Below are 20,034 nucleotides of genomic sequence, written 5' to 3'. Positions count from 1 at the left end.
TGTCGGGCGGCCGCAACACCTGCCTCAAGCTGACCGCTGCAGGTTCCGTTGGCCCGTCTGCTCACGGATAACAAAGGGCGCCAGATCGGTACCCGACGAGACCACCGAATCAATCGCGTGATCCAAGGCCATGACCGCAAGATTGACCAGTTCCTCCGAGTGTTCATCCATAGCAGGAGGCTAACTGGCTGGGAAGAGGAACAGATACTTCACAGGGCCACGAGTCCTTTTACTGGCCCGCCACATTGACACCACCTGTGACGCCTGCCATATTTAAAGCGTGAACCTGTCAGACAGCCGGACAGCAGGACAGCCTGCTCCCCTCGCGCGGCTCAGTGCTGCCGAGGCGGTATTCAACACTATTCGGCAGGACATCGAGGCCGGTCGTGTGGCAGTGGGCAGCAAACTCAGCTCCGAGGCCACGCTCTCCCAGCAGTACGGCGTGAGCCGGTCGGTGATCCGCGAGGCCCTCCGCTCCTGCACCGCCCTCGGCCTGACCGTCACAAAGACAGGCAAAGGCACCTTCGTGATAGCCGACAAGGTGGCCAATGATCTCACCCTCGGCCAGTACTCCGCCCGCGACCTGACCGAGGCCCGTCCCCACATCGAGGTTCCCGCCGCTGGGCTGGCCGCCGAAAGGCGGAGCGAGGAGGAACTGGGAACCCTTCGCCACCTGGTGGCGGCCATGGCTACCGAAACCGATCCCGAGTCCTGGGTTTCCCTGGACTCCAGCTTCCACGCTGCCATCGCCCGGGCCAGCGGCAACAGAGTGTTCGCCAGCGTGGTGGCGGACATCCGCGGTGCCCTGGCCCACCAGTCCGAAACCCTGAATATGGTGGCCGACCGGCAGCACGCGTCCGACATCGAACACCAGCAGATCCTCGCCGCCATCGATGCCGGCGCCGCGGAGGACGCCCGCGCCGCCATGGCCCACCACCTCCACGCCGTGGGCCTGGCCCTCGAATCCATCCTCAACAACTAGTTCAACGCCCCTTACCGCACACCCCAAGGAATCCATGCCCTCCCCTGCGCTTTCTGCTGCCCACGCCCCTGCCCCGGCAGTGCCGGCCCTTCCGCAGCACACGCCCCTGGTGGCCGCCATCCGCGACGGGCTGGTGGAAAGCGTCCACTACGGCTCAGCCCTTGCCCTGGCAGCAGACGGAACAGCAGTGGCGGCCGCCGGCGATCCCCTGGCACCCTTCTACCCCCGGTCCTCACTCAAGCCGCTCCAGACCGTGGCCATGGTCCGCGCCGGACTTGAACTGCCGGCCGGGCTCCTCGCCCTGGCAGCGGCAAGCCACTCAGGAGCAGCGGAGCACCGCCAGCGAGCACTGCGCATCCTTGAACTGCACGGCCTCAGCGTCAGTGACTTCGAAAACAGCAGCGACCTTCCCTACGGCACGGCTGAGCGGGAGGAGTGGCTGCGCAACGGTGGCGGAGCCACCCAGCTCACACAGAACTGCTCCGGAAAGCACGCCGCCATGGCTGCCACCTGCGTCATTAACGGCTGGCCTGTGAAGGGCTACCTGGACCCGTCCCACCCGCTGCAGAAAATCGTGAAAACGACAGTCACCGAACTGACCGGCGAGGAACCGCTCGCCCTGAGCACCGACGGCTGCGGCACCCCCCTGTTCGCCCTCACCCTGCGCGGCATGGCCCGCGCTTTCGGGCTTATCGCCCAGGCCGCGGGCAGTGCCGGCAAGCACGACGGCGGCGGGCTGGGCGCACCTACTGCGGAAGCCGCCGTCGGGCTCGCCATGCAGCGCCACCCGGAGATGGTGGCCGGGGAGGGAAGGGATGTCACCGAGCTGATGCGCCTGCTTCCCGGCTCCGTCGCAAAGGACGGGTTTGAAGGCGTCCAGCTGGTGGGCCTGGGCGATGGCAGCGCCGTGGCCGTGAAGATTTCCGACGGCGGCGACCGCGCCCGGATGCCCGCCACCATCAGGCTGCTGGAGGCGCTGGCCACTGCCTCCGGAAACGGCATCGATACCGCGCCGCTTGCCGGCATCGGAACAGCCCCCGTCCTGGGTGGCGGCCACCCAGTGGGACTGCTGCAACCCCTTGAATTCCTGTCCACACCCGTCAACGAAGCCCTGTAAGGACACATGACTACCATCGAAACCGCCGCGCCCGCAGGCATCCGGTCCGAGCACGACCTGCTCGGCGACCGCGACGTTCCAGCCGACGCCTACTGGGGGGTGCACACGCTCCGGGCAGTGGAAAACTTCCCCATCACCGGGCAAAAACTGTCCTCCAACGTGCACCTGGTCCGCGGCCTGGCAGCAGTCAAGCTTGCCGCCGCCCGCACCAACAGCGAACTCGGGCTCCTGGACACCGAACGCTCCAACGCCATCGAGCAGGCATGCCAGGACATCCTGGACGGCAAACTCATCGACCAGTTCGTGGTGGACGTCATCCAGGGCGGCGCCGGGACGTCGTCGAACATGAACGCCAATGAGGTCATCGCCAACAGGGCACTGGAAATCCTCGGCCACCCCAAGGGCGACTACGCGCGGTTGCACCCGAACGACCACGTCAACCTTTCCCAGTCCACCAACGACGTGTACCCCACGGCAGTTAAGCTGGGCACCATCTTCGCGGCCCGGGAACTGCTGGACGCCCTGGCCGAACTCGAGGAAGCCTGCGCATCAAAGGCGCTGGAATTCCGCACGGTGGTCAAGATGGGCCGCACCCAGCTGCAGGACGCGGTACCCATGACCCTGGGCCAGGAGTTCGGCACCTACGCCATCACCATCGGCGAAGACCGGCTCCGCCTGGCGGAGGCCGAGCTGCTGATCCACGAAATCAACCTCGGCGCCACCGCCATCGGCACCGGTCTGAACGCCCCCGCCGGTTACGCCGAAACAGCCTGCCGGCACCTGGCCGAGATCACCGGCCTGCCGCTGGTCACCGCCGTCGACCTGATCGAAGCCACCCAGGACGTTGGCGCCTTCGTGCATCTCTCCGGCGTACTGAAGCGCGTGGCCGTGAAGCTCTCCAAGATCTGCAACGACCTCCGCCTGCTCTCCTCCGGTCCGCGGGCCGGCTTCGGCGAGATCAACCTGCCGGCGGTCCAGTCCGGCTCCTCCATCATGCCCGGCAAGATCAACCCGGTGATCCCGGAAGTGGTCTCCCAGGTGGCCTACGAGGTCATCGGCAACGACGTGACCATCACCATGGCCGCCGAAGCCGGGCAGCTCCAGCTCAATGCGTTTGAGCCCGTCATTGTGCACAGCCTCCACAAGAGCATTTCCCACCTGGAGGCAGCATGCCGTACGCTGACAGCGCGCTGCATCCGGGGCATCACCGCCAACACGGAACACCTCCGCCGCACGGTGGAGCAGTCCATCGGCCTGGTCACGGCCCTTAATCCCCACCTGGGCTACGCCACCGCCACCGCCATCGCGAAGGAAGCACTTGCCACCGGCAAGGGCGTGGCGGAACTCGTGCTTGAGCACGGACTCCTCACCAACACCCAACTCCAGGAACTCCTCAGCCCCGAACGCCTGGCGAACCTGAGCGAGTAATCCCCCACCGCTGATCCCCCAAGGACATTCCATGACGAATACACCCCTTCCTGACCACGTGATAGACGGCGGTCATGCCCATGCTTCTGAGTCAGCGCTGCACGCCGAGGACAAGGGCTACCACAAGAACCTCAAACCCCGGCAGATCCAGATGATTGCCATCGGCGGCGCGATCGGCACCGGCCTGTTCCTGGGCGCCGGCGGACGGCTGAACGCAGCCGGCCCGTCCCTGGTGATCGCGTACGCGGTGTGCGGGTTCTTCGCGTTCCTGATCCTGCGCGCCCTGGGCGAACTGGTCCTGCACCGGCCCTCCTCGGGATCGTTCGTCTCCTACGCCCGCGAATTCTTCGGCGAGAAGGCGGCGTTCGTTTCGGGCTGGTTCTACTGGATCAACTGGGCCACCACCACCATCGTGGACATCACCGCCGCGGCCCTGTACATGAACTTCTTCGGCAACTACATCCCCTGGATGGCAGCGGTCCCGCAATGGGCCTGGGCCCTGATCGCCCTGGTGGTGGTCCTGGCCCTGAACCTGGTCTCGGTCAAGGTCTTCGGCGAAATGGAGTTCTGGTTCGCCCTGATCAAGGTCGCCGCCCTGGTCATCTTCCTCATCGTGGGCACCTACTTCGTCATCTTCGGCACCCCCGTGGACGGCCAGCAGGTCGGCATCAGCCTTATCACCGACAACGGCGGAATCTTCCCCAACGGCCTGCTGCCCATGATCATCCTCATGCAGGGCGTCCTGTTCGCCTACGCCTCCATCGAACTGGTCGGCACCGCCGCCGGCGAAACCGAAAACCCCGAAAAAATCATGCCCAAGGCCATCAACTCCGTGGTCTTCCGCATCGCGGTGTTCTACGTCGGCTCCGTGATCCTGCTGGCCCTGCTCCTGCCCTACACCTCCTACGAAAAAGGCGTCAGCCCCTTCGTGACGTTCTTCGGCTCCATCGGCATCCAGGGCGTGGACGTCATCATGAACCTCGTGGTCCTCACCGCCGCCCTGTCCTCCCTGAACGCCGGGCTCTACTCCACCGGCCGGATCCTGCGCTCGATGTCCGTCAACGGCTCCGCCCCGAAGTTCGCCTCCCGCATGAACAAGGCAGGCGTCCCCTACGGCGGCATCGCCATCACCGCCGGCGTGTCCCTCCTGGGTGTCCCGCTGAACTACCTCGTCCCGGCCCAGGCCTTCGAAATCGTCCTCAACGTCGCCTCCGTCGGCATCATCATGACCTGGGCCACAATCGTCCTGTGCCAGATCCAGCTCAAGCGCTGGGCCGACAAAGGCTGGCTGGAGCGCCCCTCCTTCCGCATGTTCGGTGCCCCCTACACCGGCTACCTCTCCCTGCTCTTCCTCATCGGCGTCCTGGTCATGGTCTTCATCGACTCCCCCCTGACCATGCTCGTCACCGCCATCGCCTCGGTCCTGATGGTCTTCGGCTGGTACGCCTGCCGCAAACGCATCCACGAAATCGCCGAAACCCGCGAAGGCCACACCGGCCTCTCCCCCGTGGTGGCGAACCCGCCGGCGACGACCTTCAAGAAATAGCCCCTCCGAGGGCGTACGACGGCGGCACCCAGGTCCTGTAACACAGGACCTGGGTGCCGCCGTCGTTATTTGATCTGAGGTGGGATCTATGGCGAGGGCTTCACCACCATCGCCGAACCTCCGCCCCGGCGCGACGGTTCAGCCACCGCGGTGACAGTCTTGCCGTCCTCGCTGAACTCGATGGCCGTGGCAGCGCCGATTTCGGCTGCCGAGGTGAAGGCATCTCCGGATGGCGTCAGTTTGTGGCCGAACCGTGAGGTGAGGGCGGGTCCATACGCATCAATGAAACCAGGCTCTGCAGTGACGTTGGCGGTGTTCCGCTGCGATGCGCGTGGAGCTGCGAGTGCGTCCTCAATGCTCATGCCAAGATCGATCCGGTTGATCAGAGTCTGCAGCACCGTGGTGATGATGGTGGAGCCGCCGGGCGAGCCCAGCGCCAGGAACGGTTCGTCGTCCTTCAGCACGATGGCGGGCGACATGGACGAGCGCGGCCGCTTGCCCGGCTCGATCCGGTTGGGGTCGGTCTCGCTGTACACGGGCGAGAAGTCCGTGAGCTCGTTGTTCAGGAGGAACCCGCGTCCGGGAACCACAATGCCGGAACCGCCGGTCTGCTCGATGGTGAGCGTGTACTCCACAACGTTGCCCCACTTGTCGGAGACGGTGAGGTTTGTGGTGGAGATGTTCTCGGTGTCCGTCTCATCGGCGAGCGCCGCCGGCGCAACCGGGCAGACGCCGTCGTACGATTCCACGTTCCCCGGGAGAACGGGCTTCGCAGCCGCCTTGAGGGGGTCAAGCTCGCAGGCACGTTCCTTACCGAACACCGGGTCCAGGAGTTCCTCCGTGGGAACTTCCACGAAGGCGGGGTCCCCCACGTATTTGCCCCGGTCCGCGAACGCCAGTGCGCTGGCCTCAAGGTAGTGGTGCAGGACGGCGGGCTCGTCCTTCTTTAGACCGGGAAGGTCGAACACCTCCAGGATGTTCAGCGCTTCCCCCACGGTGGTTCCGCCGCTGCTGGAGGGAGCCATGCCGTAGACGTCATAGCCACGGTAATTCACATGGGTGGGGTCCTGGTTCAGGGCCTCGTAGTCATCCAGGTCTTCGGCGGTCATGACCCCGGCCGGTCCCGGCAGCGTGGATCCGGGAACCATTGGCGGTTCCTGGACGGTGCTGGCGATTTCCTCCGCCAGCGGGCCCTCATAGAAGGCATCCGTGCCCTTGCTGGCCAGGAGCCTGTAGGTGTCCGCCAGTCCGTGGTTCTGGAAGACGGTTCCGACGGCGGGCGCGTCACCGCCGGGGAGGAAGAGTTCCCTCGTGGAGGTGAAGGGCTCGAAGCGGTCCTTGTTGTCCAGGGTTTGCTGGCGGAAGGTCTCGTCCACGACGAAGCCGCGCTTGGCCACCTTGATGGCCGGCTTCAGTGCTTCCGCCAGGCTGACGCTGCCCCAGCGTTGCAGCGCACGTTCCCACGTGGCCGGAGTGCCGGGGACGCCCACTGAAATCCCACTCGTTGCCTGCTTGCGGAACTGGTATGGCTTACCTGTGTCCGGATCGATGAAGGCATCCCTGGGCATTGCCGCAGGGGCAGTTTCACGGCCGTCAATGGTGCCCACCTCCTCGGTCTCGGCGTCGTAGAACACGAAGTAACCACCGCCGCCGATGCCCGCACTGTACGGCTCTGTGACGCCCAAGGTGGCTGCCGCCGCAACCGCGGCATCCGCTGCGTTGCCGCCTTTGCGGAGGACTTCGATGGCAGCCGCGGACGCTTCCGGATCCACGGTACTCACGGCGCCGCCATACCCGGTGGCTGTGGGGGTCTTGTCCGTTTGCCGGGGATCAGCGGAAGCGGCGGGGCTGATGATGGCGCCGGTGGTCACGCTCATCGCCAGCGCGGCAGTGACGGCAGCGAGCCTGCGTCCCCGATGTGGCATGGTTGCTCCTGACAGCGGTGGAAGTGGGATGGAACACACGCTACCCCTCGCACGGGGACCACTCAAGGAGCTGGCGGCGCTGCAGCATTCCGCTGACACACTCCGGAACACGCTGCACACCCTGGGCGTCTGAGCGCTTATGCTCGGCAGAGCAGTCCACGCTGGCTCAACGACGAACCACCAGGAGCAGAATCCATGACCAACTGGCGCATCCGGGATTTCCATTCGGCGGACCTGGACGGGATCCTGCATCTTTGGGAGACACTCAAGGCGAACAACGTGGAACCCGTGTACGCACTCTCGGAGGTGCTTGCGTCGTGTGAAAAGGACCACGCGGTGGTGGCGGTGCAGGGCGAGCAGGTGGTGGGGGCTGCCGTCGGACGCGCCGCGCACGACCAGGGCTGGATCGTATTCCTGGCCACCCTGCCCGAATTCCGCGGCAGGGGCATCGGCACCTCGCTGCTTGCCGCCGTCGAGAACCGCATGTCACCCCACGGACTGAACAAGCTCTCAGCCCTCATGCCCGAATCAGAAACACGGGTGGAGGCTTTCCTGAGCCGCGGTTTCGCCCTAAAGAAGAACCTCCGCTACTTTGAACGCACCATCCCCGTCCAGCGCCAGGAACTCGGCGCACTCGGACAGCTCGGCGGCCGGGTGCTGGCCCGCGACCTCTGGGAAAACGTCGCCGGCATGCGCAGGGAGAAGGAACTGCTCGAGCGCCGGCTGGTCCTTCCCCTGGCCGAGGCGGACCTCGCTGACGAATTCGGCGTTGTCCCGCCGCGCGCCGTCGTCCTCTTCGGTCCGCCCGGCACCGGCAAGACGACCTTCGCCAAAGCAATCGCATCCCGGCTCGAATGGCCCTTCGTGGAGGTTTTCCCTTCCCGCCTCGCCGCCGATCCGCAGGGCCTGGCCGGGGCACTGCGCGAAACGTTCCTGGAAATCGCGGAGCTGGAGCATGCCGTGGTGTTCATCGACGAGGTGGAGGAGATCGCCTCGCAGCGCTCCGGCGAGCCGCCCTCGCCCCTGCAGGGCGTCACCAACGAGCTCCTCAAGATCATCCCTGCGTTTCGGGAACAGCCCGGCCGGCTTTTGGTCTGCGCCACCAACTTCATCCGGGCCCTGGATTCAGCCTTCCTCCGACACGGGCGCTTTGACTACGTCATCCCCATCGGCCTCCCGGACCGGCAGGCCCGCGAAGCCATGTGGCAGCGCTTCATCCCGGCACCCGTGGTGGACGCCGTGGATGTGGAACTGCTGGTGGACCGCACCGAGGGCTTCTCCCCCGCGGATATAGAGTACGCCGCGCGCAGCGCCTCCCAGCGGGCGCTGGAGAAGGCGGTGTACGACGACGGCGGGCTGGCTTCGGGCGGCACGCTTTCCGTCCGCGAGGCGGTGCGGAAGGGGCCCTCCACCCAGGACTACCTGGACGCCATCGGCGACACCCGCACCACGGTGAGCTCAGAGGTGCACCAGGAGTTCCTGGAGGACATCGACGCCCTGGGGCGGGTCTAGGTTCCGGCATCCGCTAGGAGTCGTAGGACAGATTTTCGTAGTCAGTCGTGTCTTCCTCGTCGAGCTGGTCGTCCAGTTCTTCCAGCAACCACGGATTGATGCGGGCCAGGATTTTCCGGATCTCCTCCACCTCGACGGCGGCATAAAGCACCGGGCGGGCGTCACGGTATTTGGTGACCGGCGGCTTGTCCGGCCACTTTTCCGCCAGCGCCTGGATGCGCTCCGGCAGCGAGTTGTGCGCGTTGTCCGCGATCTTGACCAGGGCGGCATCGTGGTCCAGGGCGATCTCGCGGATCACAGCCTGGTAGTCGTCCGGGTTGCTGTGCAGCCGGTTGGTCAGGAGTTCAATGATCTGCACGGCCCGTTCGGAGACGCCCATGTCCAGGAGGGCGTGCAGGTAGCCGGCGATGCGTATGTCGTCGTCAAAGTCCGCCAGTGCATCGCCTACCGCCAGGACGTGGTCCTTGTAGGGGCGCTTCAGTTTGTCCTTCTGGCGGTTGTGCGCCACCTCAGCGAGCACCTTGGCCGTCTCGGGTGTGAAGCTGCTGGCGGGCGGTACGTGAGCGGATTCAACCATGCCTCCAGCCTACGGGCCCGGACCAGACCCACGGCTTCCTCGGCAGCACCGCCGGGTCAAAAACAGCGAGCGCCTGCTCCAGGGGGCCGGGTGGCAGCCCAAGAGATTCCAGCAGGCGGTCCCGCACGGCGTCGGCACTCCTTCCCGCTGCTTCAAGATCCGCAAGCGTGACGGCACCGTCGCGCTTGGCCAGCCGGCGCCCGTCGGCGTTGACGACCAGCGGAACGTGCGCATATTCCGGAAGTGGAATATGCAACAGGGACGCAAGGTATGCCTGGCGCGGGGTGGACGGGAGGAGGTCGTCACCGCGGACCACCTGGTCCACACCTTGCTCGGCGTCGTCCACCACCACGGCGAGGTTGTAGGCTGTCACTCCGTCATTCCGGCGCAGCACGAAGTCGTCTACAATGCCCGTGAACCCCCCATGCACCAGATCATGCACGCTGTATTCGCTGGCCTCAGCGCGAAGCCGGATGGCGGCAGGCCTGGTGGAACGCTTGAACTCAAGCTCAGCGGGGTCGAGGTCCCGGCACGTTCCGGGGTAAGCGCCCTGCGGTGCGTGCGGAGCGGACGGCGCCTCCTGGATTTCCCTCCTGGTGCAGAAGCATTCATAGGTCAGGCCCGCCTCCTGCAGCCGGTTGATCGCTTCGGCATAGAGCGGCCCCCGGGCCGTCTGGCGGACCACGTCACCGTCCCATGTCACACCTACAGCAACAAGGTCGCGCAACTGTCCGGCCTCGGCGCCGGCCCGCGTGCGGTCCAGGTCCTCCACGCGAAGCAGGAACTTCCGGCCGGTTGACCGGGCAAAGAGCCAGGCGAGGATCGCGGTGCGCAGATTCCCTGCATGCAGCTCACCGGAGGGGCTGGGGGCGAAACGGCCGGCGGAAGTCATGGAACCAACCCTATGCCGGTGGGAACACACGCGGGCGCGCCGCCTGCCGTGCCCGTCTGCCTGGGTGAAACAACACAAGAGCCCCTCAGCTACCGCTGACTTCGGTAATCCGAGGCGCCGGTAGTTCAGGGGCTCTTGCCGTGATTGCAGAAAGACCATGGTGTGAACAAGAGTCAATCAAGGCAGCTTCCTTGCGGGAATCAGTGCGCGCCCTCCGGGTGGTGTGCCGGGGAACGGTGGCCTGCAGGAGTCCGCGGTGGCGTTCTCCGTTGCCAACATTTCAGCAGCGGACCTACAGTTGGTGCAACAGGCGGGAACGCCGTTGAGCACTTTGACCAATCCGTACCGCGTACGACGACAGGAAGTGAGCAGATTGCAGGAACTGGATCCCACCGACAAGCGCATCCTCAGGGCCCTGGATGAAGATCCTCGGGTTCCCATCATGGTGCTGGCCCAGCGGCTGGGCCTGGCCCGCGGCACCGTGCAGTCCCGGTTGGAGCGGATGACATTGTCCGGAGCACTCCGGCCGAACAGCAGCAGGGTGCTTCCCGGCGCCCTCGGCCGCGGGGTGGCAGCATCCGTGAGCGCCGAACTGGACCAGAGCCGGTTGAATGAGGCGATTGCAGCGCTTCGGGAGATTCCGGAAGTCCTGGAGTGCCACGCACCGGCCGGAGATACAGACCTCCTCATCCGCGTAGTGGCCACCAGCCCGGACGACCTCTACCGTGTTTCCGAGGAGATCCGGCTCTGCCCGGGGATTGTCCGCACCTCCACCAGCATGTTCCTCCGGGAGGTCATCCCTTACCGCACCACTGGGCTGCTCAGCAGCTAAACCGGCGGCCCGGCGTTGGACTTCAGGTTTTTCATCACCAGCGTGGACGTCAGGCGCTCAACCCCGGGCAAGGACGTGAGTTCGGCGTCATAAAACCGCTGGTATGCGGGCAAGTCCTCGGCGATGACCTTCAGCAGGTAGTCCGGCGAGCCGAACAGCCGTTGCGCCTCCACGATGTTCGGGTTACCCGCCACCCGGCTCTCGAAGACCTCCATCGAAGCCTGGTCCACCTGGCGGAGCGTCACGAAGACAATCGCCTCGAAACCCAGCCCAACGGCGGACGGGTCTATGTCGGCTTTGTAGCCGCGGATGACACCCGACTGCTCCAGGTCACGGAGCCGGCGGTGGCAGGGGGCCACCGTCAGGCCCACCTTGGCTGCGAGCGCGGTAGCCGTCATCCGTCCATCCTCTTTGAGGTGGCGCAAAATGTTCCTGTCGATATGATCAATCACGCAATAATAGTACTGCTTTCATGCGTTGCAGCGCGAAAAAGGGCAAGCACTTCCGGCGTCGAAGTTCCTAGAGTTTCCTCAGAAGAATTGGCAGACGGGAGACCCCTTGAATCCGGAGCTGTTCCTGGCCTTCGTAGTGGTGGCCGCCGCCCTGGCCTGTACCCCCGGCGTGGACTGGGCCTACTCCATTGCTGCAGGGCTCAGGCAGCGCAGCTTCGTGCCGGCGGTGGCGGGTCTGTGCGGCGGCTACATCCTTCATACGGTCCTGCTGGTGGCGGGGCTGGCCGCAGTCCTCACAGGAATGCCCGGCGTCCTGGGGTGGATCACCCTCGTCGGCGCGGCATACCTGATGTGGCTGGGCGCGAGCACACTGCGTTCCTGGCGCGCGGCAAGCTTCACGGCCGGGGCAGGAAGCGAGGGCGCCAGCGGGCTGCGCGCGTTCCTGCAGGGCATGGGCACCAGCGGCATCAATCCCAAGGGCCTGCTCTTCTATGTGGCACTGGTTCCACAGTTCGTCAGCCCCGAAGCGCCCCTGCCCGTCCCGGTGCAGTCGGGCCTGCTGGGCATGACGTTCGTGCTGTTCGCAGGGCTCGTTTACACCGCCGTCGCCCTCTTGTCCCGCACGCTGCTGCAGAGCCGGCCGGGCGCCGCCCGCGCTGTAACCCTTGCCAGCGGACTCATCATGGTGGGACTGGGGGCGGTATTGCTCGGGGATCAGCTCATGCCGCTGCTCAGCGCCGCTTAGGCGCCGTGCAGCGGGACTGGCCGCCTGCGCCTAGTCGTCACTGAGCTTCTTCCAGTCCTGTTCCCAGATCCGGCGCATTTCCTCGTCCTTGCGGATGGGGACCGGCGCAGCGATCTCCTTCTGCGGCTCGGGGTCTACACGGCGCCGACCCCAGTCCCTGGGGTTCAGCGAGCGCCGGCTTGAGTCGAGAAGCAGCAGCGCGCGGTCGGTCAGGGCGTCATTGCGCAGCGTCATATGTGTTTTGCGCCGGCGCAGGACCTCAGCCAGGGCCTGATTGGCCGCTTCGAGGCGCCCCTCCCGGCGCAGTGCCCGTGCCCGGACCAGAAGCAGGGCAGCGGAGAGGTCGTCGGCGTTGAGCAGGCCGTCCGTCCAGTCGATTACAGTCCTGCTCCTGCCCAGGGTCAGCGCGAGGGAACACCTCGCGAGCGCCATGGGGAGCGACGGCGGCAGGCCGGAAAGTGCGTCCAGTGCCGCCTCGGTGCGGCCTGTTTCCCGCAGTGAGTGCGCCAGGGCCAGGAACACCGACTCCTCACTGAAGAGGACCGGGATCTCCACCCTCTCGGCAAGTTCGATCCTGGTGACAATGCGCGTCAGGTAGGTGGACGAGTAGCGGTTCGCTTCCTCGTCGTTTCTGGTGGCCAGCCCGCGCTGCAGGAGTTCGGAAGCCCGGAGGTAGCCGCCATGCTTGTAGGCGAGCAGCCCGGACATCAGGTAGCAGAGCCCCGCCCAGCCGGGGTAGGCCCGGGCCAGGGTGATCAGCCGTTCCGGCTCACGGCTGGTGAACACCGCTTCGTGGACCACCTTCGCCGGCCTGGGCAGCATCCGTTTTAGCCGGGGGATCTCCCCGTCGATGGACAACAGGGCAGGGTGCCGGCCTCCAAGCACACCCGTCAACAGCCCACCGACTCCCCCGGCCACGTCGTGGACCGGCGTGCGCAGTTGCGGCTGGCCGAAGGGGGTGAGGTCCCGGCTGTCCCAATAGATCGGTGCAGTATCCCCGGCGGTCATCTTTCCATGTTAACCGGGATACCGAACAGCATGCCGGGCTCCTGTCCAAACTGGGCATCAACCCCGCAAACCTGCTCGGCAAGCTTCCCGGCGGCCTCGGTGGCAAGCTGGGAGGGCTGGGCCTCTACCGCAACGGAAGGTCCGTGCCTTGCCAAGGGTTATGTCCGCTCCATGAACCATTCGGTGAAGGAGGAGGCGCGGCCGTCCCCGTTTAACCGGATGACCCACAGGTTGTCATAGGTAGGGCGGTCCCCCAAGTAGGTGGTGACGCCCTGCACGAACGCCGTGTCCGCGTCCGTTCCCAGCAGCTCCCAGGTGAAGGTCCAGTTGGCGGGTTCATCCCGGGCCTCCAACCAGCCCTCGACGATGCCGTCATGACCCAGCCAGGGGTTGGGATCATTGGGCCGCGTTTCGTAGCGCGCTTCCGGGGTGAAAAGGGCCCGGATATCCTCGGGCCGGTTGCTGGTCCAGGCAGCCTGGTATTTTTCCATCCACGCCCCGACGTTTTCCCTTGCCTCGCTGTGCTCCGTCATGCTGCCGTTTTACGCCTCCGGCATCAGGGCTGCAAGTGCTCAACCGCCGGCAGCGGCGATCCAGACCCCGACCACCCAGGTGCTGGCTGCCAGGCAGGCCAGGCCGAATTCAGCGAGCATCCCCAGTCCGGTGGCCTTAAGTGCCGCCCAGCTGGAGGTCGCCGCGCTTCCGATGTTCCGGGTACGGAGGAACTCGCTTAGCAGCAGGCCGGCGGCGAACCCGACGAACAGGCCCACGACGGGGATGATGAACATACCCACCACACCGGCCACCAGTGCGGCAGCGATGCTCCGGCTGGGAATGGCATGCTGCTTGAGCTTCCTCCCCGTGAGCACGGCGCTGGCAGCCATTCCCGCCACCACGAACACCATGGCAATGGCGAAGACCACCCATCCTGCCGTGCCGGCTCCACCCCAAATGGCCCAGGCGAGGAGGCCTGATCCGATGAGGATGCTGCCCGGAAGTACCGGGATGACCGTACCCGCCACGCCCACTAAAATTGCCAGGCCGCACAGGATGGTCACCACTGTTTCCGAGTTCATGACCCCCAGTCTATGGTTGGGGACCGCTTAACCCCCGACGGCGGCGCCTCCAGAGCAGGGGAGGCGCCGCCGTCGTACCTAGTGGCGCTGGGGAGGCCCTACTCCGCTTCCACCGCAGCGGCGACGGCGGCGGTAACCGCCGGGGCAACGCGGGGATCCAGGGGGCTGGGCACGATGTAGTCCGCCGAAAGGTCCTCCGCGGCCAGTTCCGCGATGGCATAGGCGGCGGCAAGCTTCATCGCGGGGGTGATGCGGCGGGCGCCGGCGTCCAGGGCGCCGCGGAAGATGCCCGGGAAGGCCAGGACGTTGTTGATCTGGTTGGGGAAGTCGCTGCGGCCGGTGGCCACCACGGCGGCGTACTTGACGGCGACTTCTGGCAGCACCTCCGGGTCTGGGTTGGAGAGGGCGAACACGATGGCGTCCTGGTTCATCAGCTTCAGGTGCTCCTCGTCCAGCTTGGAGGAGGAGACACCGATGAAGACATCGGCACCGGCAAGGGCCTCGGCAGGGCCGCCCTCGACACCGCGGGGGTTGCTGCGGCCGGCGATGTCAGCCTTCTTGCTGGCGGCGTCCGCGGCCAGGTCGGCGCGGCTGCTGTTGATGACGCCGCGGGAGTCCAGCAGGACGACGTCGCTGATGCCGGCAGCCAGAAGGATTTCGGCGACGGCGATGCCCGCCGCACCCGCACCGGAAACCACGACGCGCAGCCCCTGCAGGGCACGGCCGGTCACCTTGGCCGCGTTGGTGAGTGCCGCAAGGGCCACGACGGCGGTGCCGTGCTGGTCATCGTGCATCACCGGGCAGTCCAGGGCTTCTATGAGTTTTTCCTCGAGCTCGAAGCAGCGCGGGGCAGAGATGTCCTCAAGGTTGACCGCACCGAAGCTGGGGCGCAGGCGGACCAGGGTTTCCACGATCTCGTCCACGTCGATGGTGTTGAGCACCAGCGGAATGGAGTCCAGGTCGCCGAAAGTCTTGAACAGGGCCGACTTGCCTTCCATGACGGGGAGGGAAGCACTGGGTCCGATGTTGCCCAGGCCGAGCACTGCAGTGCCGTCGCTGACCACCACCACGAGGCGCTCGGCCCAGGTCAGGGTTCGCGCAAGCTCGGGCCTGGCATGGATGGCCCGGCTGACATCAGCCACTCCCGGGGTGTACGCGATGGAGAGGTCACGCTTGTTGGCGAGCGGGACGGTAGTGCCGACGGAGAGCTTCCCGCCCTGGTGGGCTCCGAAAATCTCTTCTTCCGTCAGGGCAGTCGCTGCAGAATTGTCGATGGCTGAGATTGCGTCAATGGACACGTCGTTGTCTCCTGTGCTCGCCGTGGACACACGGCTTATGGTGCTCAGCCGGCAGGCTGAGGCGGGGGGCAATGGTGCGGCAGGAAACCCAGGGGTGGCGGGCCCGGCGGAGCATGGAGGATTGTTCCTGCTGCTCGCTGAACAATGCTAGGTGGCCGAAACCGGCTGACGTGGCAATTTGACAGGCGCAAATGCGTGCCACAACGTTTTAGCACCGGTCTTTGTGAGCTACGCCACCGCTATATGCCTGATTTAACCGGGTATTGGACTAGACCGGTTACGCACTTTGATGCAGTGTGTAACCGGAACCTGAAGCGGGAGAGAGGCGGGCGCAGGCTTTTTTGAGGTCCTCTTCGGCTTCGAAGAGGGACAACCTGCGGTTCCGTACGGACTGGACCAGACCAGTGACTGCCAGCAGGAGAACCCGGGCCGCTGGGGCGTCACCGCACGCCGCAGCCACGGCCTTTTCACTCAGCGCGTCGATCTCGCGCAGGAGCGCAGTGATGTCCCTGTCCGGGAGGTAGACCACGCGGCTGAGGCACTGCTCCACTGCCGGCTGCATGACGCGCATGTGGAAGATCTCCATCACCAGGCCGGCCAACGCCCTGCCCCGGAACCGGGATGCGGCCCGTCCGGCCCCCTGCAGCTCCTCCAGCTGGTGCCGGTACAACGCCAGCATCAGGTGGGTGGGTGAGGGGAAGTAGCGGTAGAGGGTGCCCAGCGGCACGTCAGCCTTGGCCGCCACTTCGGAAAGTTCCACCGAGTCCAGGCCTTTGCGCGCAAACGTTCCTGCCGCTTCCAGGATCTTTGTATAGCGGTGCCGCTGGCGTGGTGCCGAAGGCCTGGGGGCCATGGGCGGATGGTCTGAAATGGTGTCGGGCATCAGCATTCCGGGGTTGTGTTCCTATGGTGAAGCAGCCACGATCGCCCCCATAGCGGACCGCCGGCAGTCCGCTTCAACTATACGGCACAGCATCGTGACGTAATTGGTCAGAGGCTTACTTCCTGGCCGCAAATGCGTCAGCGGACCCCCTTGATCTTCACCACGAAGACAGCCCCGAGCAGGCCTATGACCGCTGCAGTAAGGAACAACGACCGGTAGCCGCCCCAATGGGTGACCGCCATGAAAGCCAGGAAAGGCGCCACCACCTGGGGCAGGGAGTTGGCCACGTTGATAACCCCCATGTCCTTTCCCCGGTCAACAGCCTGGGGCAGGACCTGCGTCAGCAGCGCGAAGTCCACTGCCAGATAGGCGCCGAAACCGATACCGAGGACGGCGGCACCGGCCAGGGCTCCCGGCCAGACGGGGAAGAACGCCATGATCATCCCTGCCATGGCAATGATGGCGGACGAGCCGATGACGAACGGCTTGCGCTTGCCAGCCCTGTCGCTCCAGGGCCCCGCTACCACCGCGGTAATCATGACCATCACGGCGTAAATGCCTGTCAGGACGAGCACACCCGCCGCCGGGTCCTCATGTTTCAGGATGTCGCGGAGGAAAAACAGGAGGTAGACGATGGTCAGCTGGTTGCCCACGTTGACCAGGAAGCGCGTCAGCCATGCCCAGGCAAAGTCCGGGTACAGCCGCGGGCTGATCCAGAATCCACGCAGGAAGGCCAGCAGCTTGAAACGGTTTAGGGCCCCTTTAGGAAGCACCGGGTCGTTGCGGTGGAACAGGTACGGGAGCACGGACAGCATCAGGGCTGCGGCACAGAGCCAGTAGCCCACCACGAAGTTTCCGGACACCACTGCGCCGAAGACAGCCCCGGTGAGGATTCCAAGCGTCTGGCCCATGGCAGCCAGTCCGCCCACTTTCCCACGCTGCGGCACCGGGACCCGGTCCGGAACGGCAGCTGTGATGGCGGCGTAGGCGGCATTGGCGCCGAGCTGGACCAAGGACCAGAACAGCACCATCAGGGCCACGGTGGTGGCTCCGGACATGGCCAGGAGGGCTGCCGTCGCTAAAACGGCCCCGGCCAGCACCCATGGCGACCGGCGGCCCAAGCGGGAGGTGGTGCGGTCCGAAAGGGCGCCAAAGAGTGGGTTGGCCACCAGCGAAACTGCCGCTCCGCAGGCCGTGGCCAGGGAAAGGATTGCTTCCTTGCTGGGCTCGTCGATGCTGATCGCCTGCTGGCCGATAAAAACGTTGATAGGGCCGAAAAACGCGGCGTTGATGCCCACATTGACCAGGACCAGTCCGGTGACCCAGCGTGCCGTGACCTTCCGCGTCGGCTCAGCGAGCGCTGCCGTCGGATCATCCGGTCCGGCCCCGCGCTCCAAGGGTGCGGGAGTTTCGGACAGGCTCATGAGTTACTCCCCCTGATACAGGCTGACGGCGATGAAAATCAGACTATCGTGGGCGTAACCGTGCCGCCCTGCCATGCCGGCAGGCCAGTTAGCCAAACCGCCCAAGAATCAAGGAGAACCACATGAGCGCAGCGTCCACGCCAACGGAGGGCACCGCCGTCAGCACTGCCGACCTTTACGACGAGCGGGGCGACGAACTGGCCTCCGTGTCCCTGCAGTTCCAATCCCTCGGCGGGCGCTCGCACTTCAGCGGGAAGGCCAGGACCATCCGCTGCTTCCAGGACAACGCCCTGGTGAAGTCCACGCTGGCGACGCCTGGAAACGGCGACGTGCTGGTGGTGGATGGCGGCGGTTCCCTGGGAACTGCCCTCATGGGGGACATGATCGCCGAAAGCGCGGTGGCGAACGGCTGGTCCGGCGTCGTGATTAATGGCGCCATCCGCGACCGTGAAGCCATTGCCGGGCTGGATCTGGGCGTCAAGGCACTGGGCAGCAATCCGCGCAAAAGTGCCAAGGCAGGCGCGGGCGAGGTGGACGTGGATGTGGAGATCGACGGCGTGACCATCAGGAACGGAGCCATGATCTGGTGCGACCCGGACGGGATCCTCGTGGAGCGTTGATCCGGAAGTCTCCTGGGCGAGGACGACGGCGGCACGTCCCGCCGTCGTCGGCTCTTCCGCATCCTCTCTCTCCCCGGCAATGGCGGGCTGGCCGCGCGTCTCAACTGGAACACGGCGCGGTGGCGTGGAACACTGTTAGGCGCGTGTGCGCCGGCCTGGGGGCCGGTTCCGCAGCCGACGACGTCCGCACCGCATCCACCCAAACCCAGACCAAGGGAGAACCATGCCCACTGCCCAGGAGCAGACAACCACCCAGGTGCCGCGGCGGGTGATCTGGCTGGCGCTCGCAGGGGCGGTGGGCGGATTCCTCTTCGGCTTCGATTCGTCCGTGGTCAACGGAGCCGTGGATGCGATGAAGGACGAGTTCGCGCTGTCCGAAGCCGTGACCGGCTTTGCCGTGGCCGTCGCCCTGCTGGGTTGCGCAGCCGGCGCCTACCTGGCCGGGAAGGTGGCAGACCACTACGGGCGCATCCCTGCCATGAAGCTGGGCGCCGTGCTGTTCCTGGTCAGCGCCCTGGGCACCGGCTTCGCCTTAAGCGTGTGGGACCTGATCTTCTGGCGCGTGGTGGGAGGACTGGGCATCGGCCTCGCCTCGGTCATCGCCCCTGCCTACATCTCGGAAATCTCCCCGCGCCAGGTCCGTGGCCGGCTGGCGTCGCTGCAGCAGCTGGCCATCACTACCGGCATCTTCGCCGCATTGCTGTCCGATGCGCTGCTGGCCACCAGCGCCGGCGGCGCCGATCAGGCGTACTGGCTCGGGATCGAGGCCTGGCGCTGGATGTTCCTGGCCGCAGCCCTGCCCGCCGTGGTTTACGGCTGGATCGCCTTCACCCTTCCCGAGTCCCCGCGCTTCCTGGTGTTCCTTGGCAAGGAAGACGAAGCCCGGAAGGTCTTCGATTCGATCGTCCCCGCGGAGGAAACCGAGCGGCACATCCGCGAAATCCGGGACGCCATCGAGGAAGACAAACTGGCCGGCCAGAAGGGGTCCCTGCGCGGCAAGACCTTCGGCCTGCAGGCAGTGGTCTGGGTGGGCATCATCCTCTCCGTCCTGCAGCAGTTCGTGGGCATCAACGTGATCTTCTACTACTCCACCACCCTGTGGAAGGCCGTTGGCTTCCAGGAGAAGGACTCACTCACCATCTCCGTTGCCACCTCCGTCACCAACATCCTGGTGACCCTGGTGGCCATCGCCCTGGTGGACCGCATCGGGCGCCGCCCCATCCTGCTGGCCGGTTCCGTGGGCATGGCGGTGTCCCTGGGTGCCATGGCCCTGGCGTTTTCCTCCGCTGTGGGGACCGGCTCCGAGATTTCCCTGCCGGGCATCTGGGGCCCGGTGGCACTGGTGGCGGCCAACGTGTTCGTGGTCAGCTTCGGTGCTTCCTGGGGGCCGCTGGTGTGGGTTCTGCTGGGTGAGATCTTCCCATCCCGGATCCGTGCCCGGGCGTTGGGCCTTGCGGCGGCCGCCCAGTGGGTGGCGAACTTCGTGATCACGCTCAGCTTCCCGGTGATGGCGGCCGGCTCGCTGCCGCTGACCTACGCCATGTATGCGCTCTTCGCGGCGGCGTCCTTCATCTTCGTCATGTTCAGGGTGCCGGAGACCAACGGAATGTCCCTGGAGCAGGCGGAGACGCTGTTCGTGGCAAAGGGCTCAGCCAAGGCCTAGGACGCTCCCTCACTTAACGCCGCTTCAGGGCAAACCCTCCCTCAGATGTTCCCG

General features: G+C 65.7%; 20 protein-coding genes. 9 read left to right on the top strand and 11 right to left on the bottom strand.

Annotation, left to right across the window (positions count from 1 at the left end; genetic code table 11):
• Positions 1–24 precede the first annotated feature (24 nt).
• Positions 25–171: a hypothetical protein gene (locus FDW81_RS18085; RefSeq protein ID WP_171027139.1), complete on the bottom strand. Its 147-nt coding sequence runs from the start codon at positions 169–171 to the stop codon at positions 25–27.
• 109 nt (positions 172–280) lie between these two features.
• Between FDW81_RS18085 and FDW81_RS08060 the strand changes: the two genes are divergently transcribed.
• The 4 genes from FDW81_RS08060 to FDW81_RS08045 are packed head-to-tail and all read left to right on the top strand — an operon-like array spanning position 281 to position 5,073.
• Entirely contained in the window at positions 281–982 is a 702-nt protein-coding gene (locus FDW81_RS08060) for a FadR/GntR family transcriptional regulator (RefSeq protein WP_138133670.1), read from the top strand.
• A gap of 34 nt (positions 983–1,016) precedes the next feature.
• Positions 1,017–2,099, top strand: coding sequence for an asparaginase (locus FDW81_RS08055; RefSeq protein WP_138133669.1), 1,083 nt, complete (start codon positions 1,017–1,019; stop codon positions 2,097–2,099).
• 6 nt (positions 2,100–2,105) lie between these two features.
• Positions 2,106–3,527 (top strand): aspartate ammonia-lyase, encoded by a 1,422-nt coding sequence (gene aspA / locus FDW81_RS08050; RefSeq protein WP_138133668.1) that lies wholly within the window; start codon positions 2,106–2,108, stop codon positions 3,525–3,527.
• 31 nt (positions 3,528–3,558) lie between these two features.
• Complete coding sequence (locus FDW81_RS08045; protein ID WP_138133667.1) at positions 3,559–5,073, top strand: amino acid permease; 1,515 nt, start codon at positions 3,559–3,561, stop codon at positions 5,071–5,073.
• Between the two features lie 86 nt (positions 5,074–5,159).
• On the opposite strand, the gene ggt is transcribed toward FDW81_RS08045, so the two are convergent.
• Positions 5,160–6,998: a gamma-glutamyltransferase gene (ggt, locus tag FDW81_RS08040; RefSeq protein ID WP_138133666.1), complete on the bottom strand. Its 1,839-nt coding sequence runs from the start codon at positions 6,996–6,998 to the stop codon at positions 5,160–5,162.
• A gap of 195 nt (positions 6,999–7,193) precedes the next feature.
• Here ggt and FDW81_RS08035 point away from each other — a divergent pair, with 195 nt between their 5' ends.
• On the top strand, positions 7,194–8,510 hold the full coding sequence (locus tag FDW81_RS08035; protein ID WP_138133665.1) for an ATP-binding protein: 1,317 nt from the start codon (positions 7,194–7,196) through the stop codon (positions 8,508–8,510).
• Positions 8,511–8,523: 13 nt separating this feature from the next.
• On the opposite strand, the gene FDW81_RS08030 is transcribed toward FDW81_RS08035, so the two are convergent.
• Together FDW81_RS08030 and gluQRS are read right to left on the bottom strand one after the other, a co-directional pair.
• Positions 8,524–9,087, bottom strand: a complete 564-nt coding sequence (locus tag FDW81_RS08030; protein ID WP_138133664.1) for a phosphohydrolase — start codon at positions 9,085–9,087, stop codon at positions 8,524–8,526.
• Positions 9,080–9,979, bottom strand: a complete 900-nt coding sequence (gene gluQRS, locus FDW81_RS08025) for a tRNA glutamyl-Q(34) synthetase GluQRS (protein ID WP_138133663.1) — start codon at positions 9,977–9,979, stop codon at positions 9,080–9,082. Before gluQRS ends, FDW81_RS08030 begins: the two co-directional genes overlap by 8 nt.
• A 373-nt stretch (positions 9,980–10,352) precedes the next feature.
• On the opposite strand from gluQRS, the gene FDW81_RS08020 reads away from it, so the two are divergent.
• Positions 10,353–10,811 (top strand): Lrp/AsnC family transcriptional regulator, encoded by a 459-nt coding sequence (locus tag FDW81_RS08020; RefSeq protein ID WP_171027140.1) that lies wholly within the window; start codon positions 10,353–10,355, stop codon positions 10,809–10,811.
• Here the strand turns inward: FDW81_RS08020 and FDW81_RS08015 are convergent.
• Complete coding sequence (locus tag FDW81_RS08015) at positions 10,808–11,263, bottom strand: Lrp/AsnC family transcriptional regulator (RefSeq protein WP_138133661.1); 456 nt, start codon at positions 11,261–11,263, stop codon at positions 10,808–10,810. The two genes, FDW81_RS08020 and FDW81_RS08015, sit on opposite strands and share 4 nt — an antisense overlap.
• A gap of 106 nt (positions 11,264–11,369) precedes the next feature.
• Here FDW81_RS08015 and FDW81_RS08010 point away from each other — a divergent pair, with 106 nt between their 5' ends.
• Complete coding sequence (locus FDW81_RS08010) at positions 11,370–12,008, top strand: LysE family translocator (RefSeq protein ID WP_138133660.1); 639 nt, start codon at positions 11,370–11,372, stop codon at positions 12,006–12,008.
• A gap of 30 nt (positions 12,009–12,038) precedes the next feature.
• Here the strand turns inward: FDW81_RS08010 and FDW81_RS08005 are convergent, their stop codons facing one another.
• From FDW81_RS08005 to FDW81_RS07975, 6 genes are all read right to left on the bottom strand, one after another.
• A complete protein-coding gene (locus FDW81_RS08005; RefSeq protein WP_138133659.1) occupies positions 12,039–13,016 on the bottom strand; it encodes a hypothetical protein in 978 nt (325 codons plus the stop codon).
• Positions 13,017–13,174: 158 nt separating this feature from the next.
• Entirely contained in the window at positions 13,175–13,549 is a 375-nt protein-coding gene (locus FDW81_RS07995; protein WP_138133657.1) for a nuclear transport factor 2 family protein, read from the bottom strand.
• Between the two features lie 39 nt (positions 13,550–13,588).
• The gene (locus FDW81_RS07990; RefSeq protein WP_138133656.1) at positions 13,589–14,092 is read right to left on the bottom strand and encodes a DUF456 domain-containing protein; all 504 of its coding nucleotides are present in this window, start codon (positions 14,090–14,092) and stop codon (positions 13,589–13,591) included.
• Positions 14,093–14,190: 98 nt separating this feature from the next.
• The gene (locus FDW81_RS07985) at positions 14,191–15,390 is read right to left on the bottom strand and encodes an NADP-dependent malic enzyme (RefSeq protein ID WP_138133655.1); all 1,200 of its coding nucleotides are present in this window, start codon (positions 15,388–15,390) and stop codon (positions 14,191–14,193) included.
• A 277-nt stretch (positions 15,391–15,667) separates the two neighbouring features.
• Complete coding sequence (locus tag FDW81_RS07980) at positions 15,668–16,273, bottom strand: TetR/AcrR family transcriptional regulator (RefSeq protein ID WP_138133654.1); 606 nt, start codon at positions 16,271–16,273, stop codon at positions 15,668–15,670.
• A 137-nt stretch (positions 16,274–16,410) separates the two neighbouring features.
• Positions 16,411–17,697, bottom strand: a complete 1,287-nt coding sequence (locus FDW81_RS07975; protein WP_138133653.1) for an MFS transporter — start codon at positions 17,695–17,697, stop codon at positions 16,411–16,413.
• A 122-nt stretch (positions 17,698–17,819) separates the two neighbouring features.
• On the opposite strand from FDW81_RS07975, the gene rraA reads away from it, so the two are divergent.
• Positions 17,820–18,317: a ribonuclease E activity regulator RraA gene (gene rraA / locus FDW81_RS07970; RefSeq protein WP_138133652.1), complete on the top strand. Its 498-nt coding sequence runs from the start codon at positions 17,820–17,822 to the stop codon at positions 18,315–18,317.
• 223 nt (positions 18,318–18,540) lie between these two features.
• Positions 18,541–19,980 (top strand): sugar porter family MFS transporter, encoded by a 1,440-nt coding sequence (locus FDW81_RS07965; RefSeq protein WP_138133651.1) that lies wholly within the window; start codon positions 18,541–18,543, stop codon positions 19,978–19,980.
• Positions 19,981–20,034 lie beyond the last annotated feature (54 nt).

It is taken from the genome of Pseudarthrobacter sp. NamB4 (assembly GCF_005796185.1).
Classification (GTDB): domain Bacteria; phylum Actinomycetota; class Actinomycetes; order Actinomycetales; family Micrococcaceae; genus Arthrobacter.
The sequence above is the reverse complement of the archived record's forward strand: the minus strand, read 5'-3'. Positions and strand labels throughout refer to the sequence as shown.

Coding starts and splice junctions, on each gene's coding strand:
- FDW81_RS08005 (WP_138133659.1), bottom strand. CDS start 13,016: ATGACCGCCGGGGATACTGCACCGATCTATTGGGACAGCCGGGACCTC.
- FDW81_RS07965 (WP_138133651.1), top strand. CDS start 18,541: ATGCCCACTGCCCAGGAGCAGACAACCACCCAGGTGCCGCGGCGGGTG.
- FDW81_RS08030 (WP_138133664.1), bottom strand. CDS start 9,087: ATGGTTGAATCCGCTCACGTACCGCCCGCCAGCAGCTTCACACCCGAG.
- gluQRS (WP_138133663.1), bottom strand. CDS start 9,979: ATGACTTCCGCCGGCCGTTTCGCCCCCAGCCCCTCCGGTGAGCTGCAT.
- ggt (WP_138133666.1), bottom strand. CDS start 6,998: ATGCCACATCGGGGACGCAGGCTCGCTGCCGTCACTGCCGCGCTGGCG.
- aspA (WP_138133668.1), top strand. CDS start 2,106: ATGACTACCATCGAAACCGCCGCGCCCGCAGGCATCCGGTCCGAGCAC.
- FDW81_RS08045 (WP_138133667.1), top strand. CDS start 3,559: ATGACGAATACACCCCTTCCTGACCACGTGATAGACGGCGGTCATGCC.
- FDW81_RS07980 (WP_138133654.1), bottom strand. CDS start 16,273: ATGCCCGACACCATTTCAGACCATCCGCCCATGGCCCCCAGGCCTTCG.
- FDW81_RS18085 (WP_171027139.1), bottom strand. CDS start 171: ATGGATGAACACTCGGAGGAACTGGTCAATCTTGCGGTCATGGCCTTG.
- FDW81_RS08055 (WP_138133669.1), top strand. CDS start 1,017: ATGCCCTCCCCTGCGCTTTCTGCTGCCCACGCCCCTGCCCCGGCAGTG.
- FDW81_RS07990 (WP_138133656.1), bottom strand. CDS start 14,092: ATGAACTCGGAAACAGTGGTGACCATCCTGTGCGGCCTGGCAATTTTA.
- FDW81_RS07975 (WP_138133653.1), bottom strand. CDS start 17,697: ATGAGCCTGTCCGAAACTCCCGCACCCTTGGAGCGCGGGGCCGGACCG.
- FDW81_RS08035 (WP_138133665.1), top strand. CDS start 7,194: ATGACCAACTGGCGCATCCGGGATTTCCATTCGGCGGACCTGGACGGG.
- rraA (WP_138133652.1), top strand. CDS start 17,820: ATGAGCGCAGCGTCCACGCCAACGGAGGGCACCGCCGTCAGCACTGCC.
- FDW81_RS07995 (WP_138133657.1), bottom strand. CDS start 13,549: ATGACGGAGCACAGCGAGGCAAGGGAAAACGTCGGGGCGTGGATGGAA.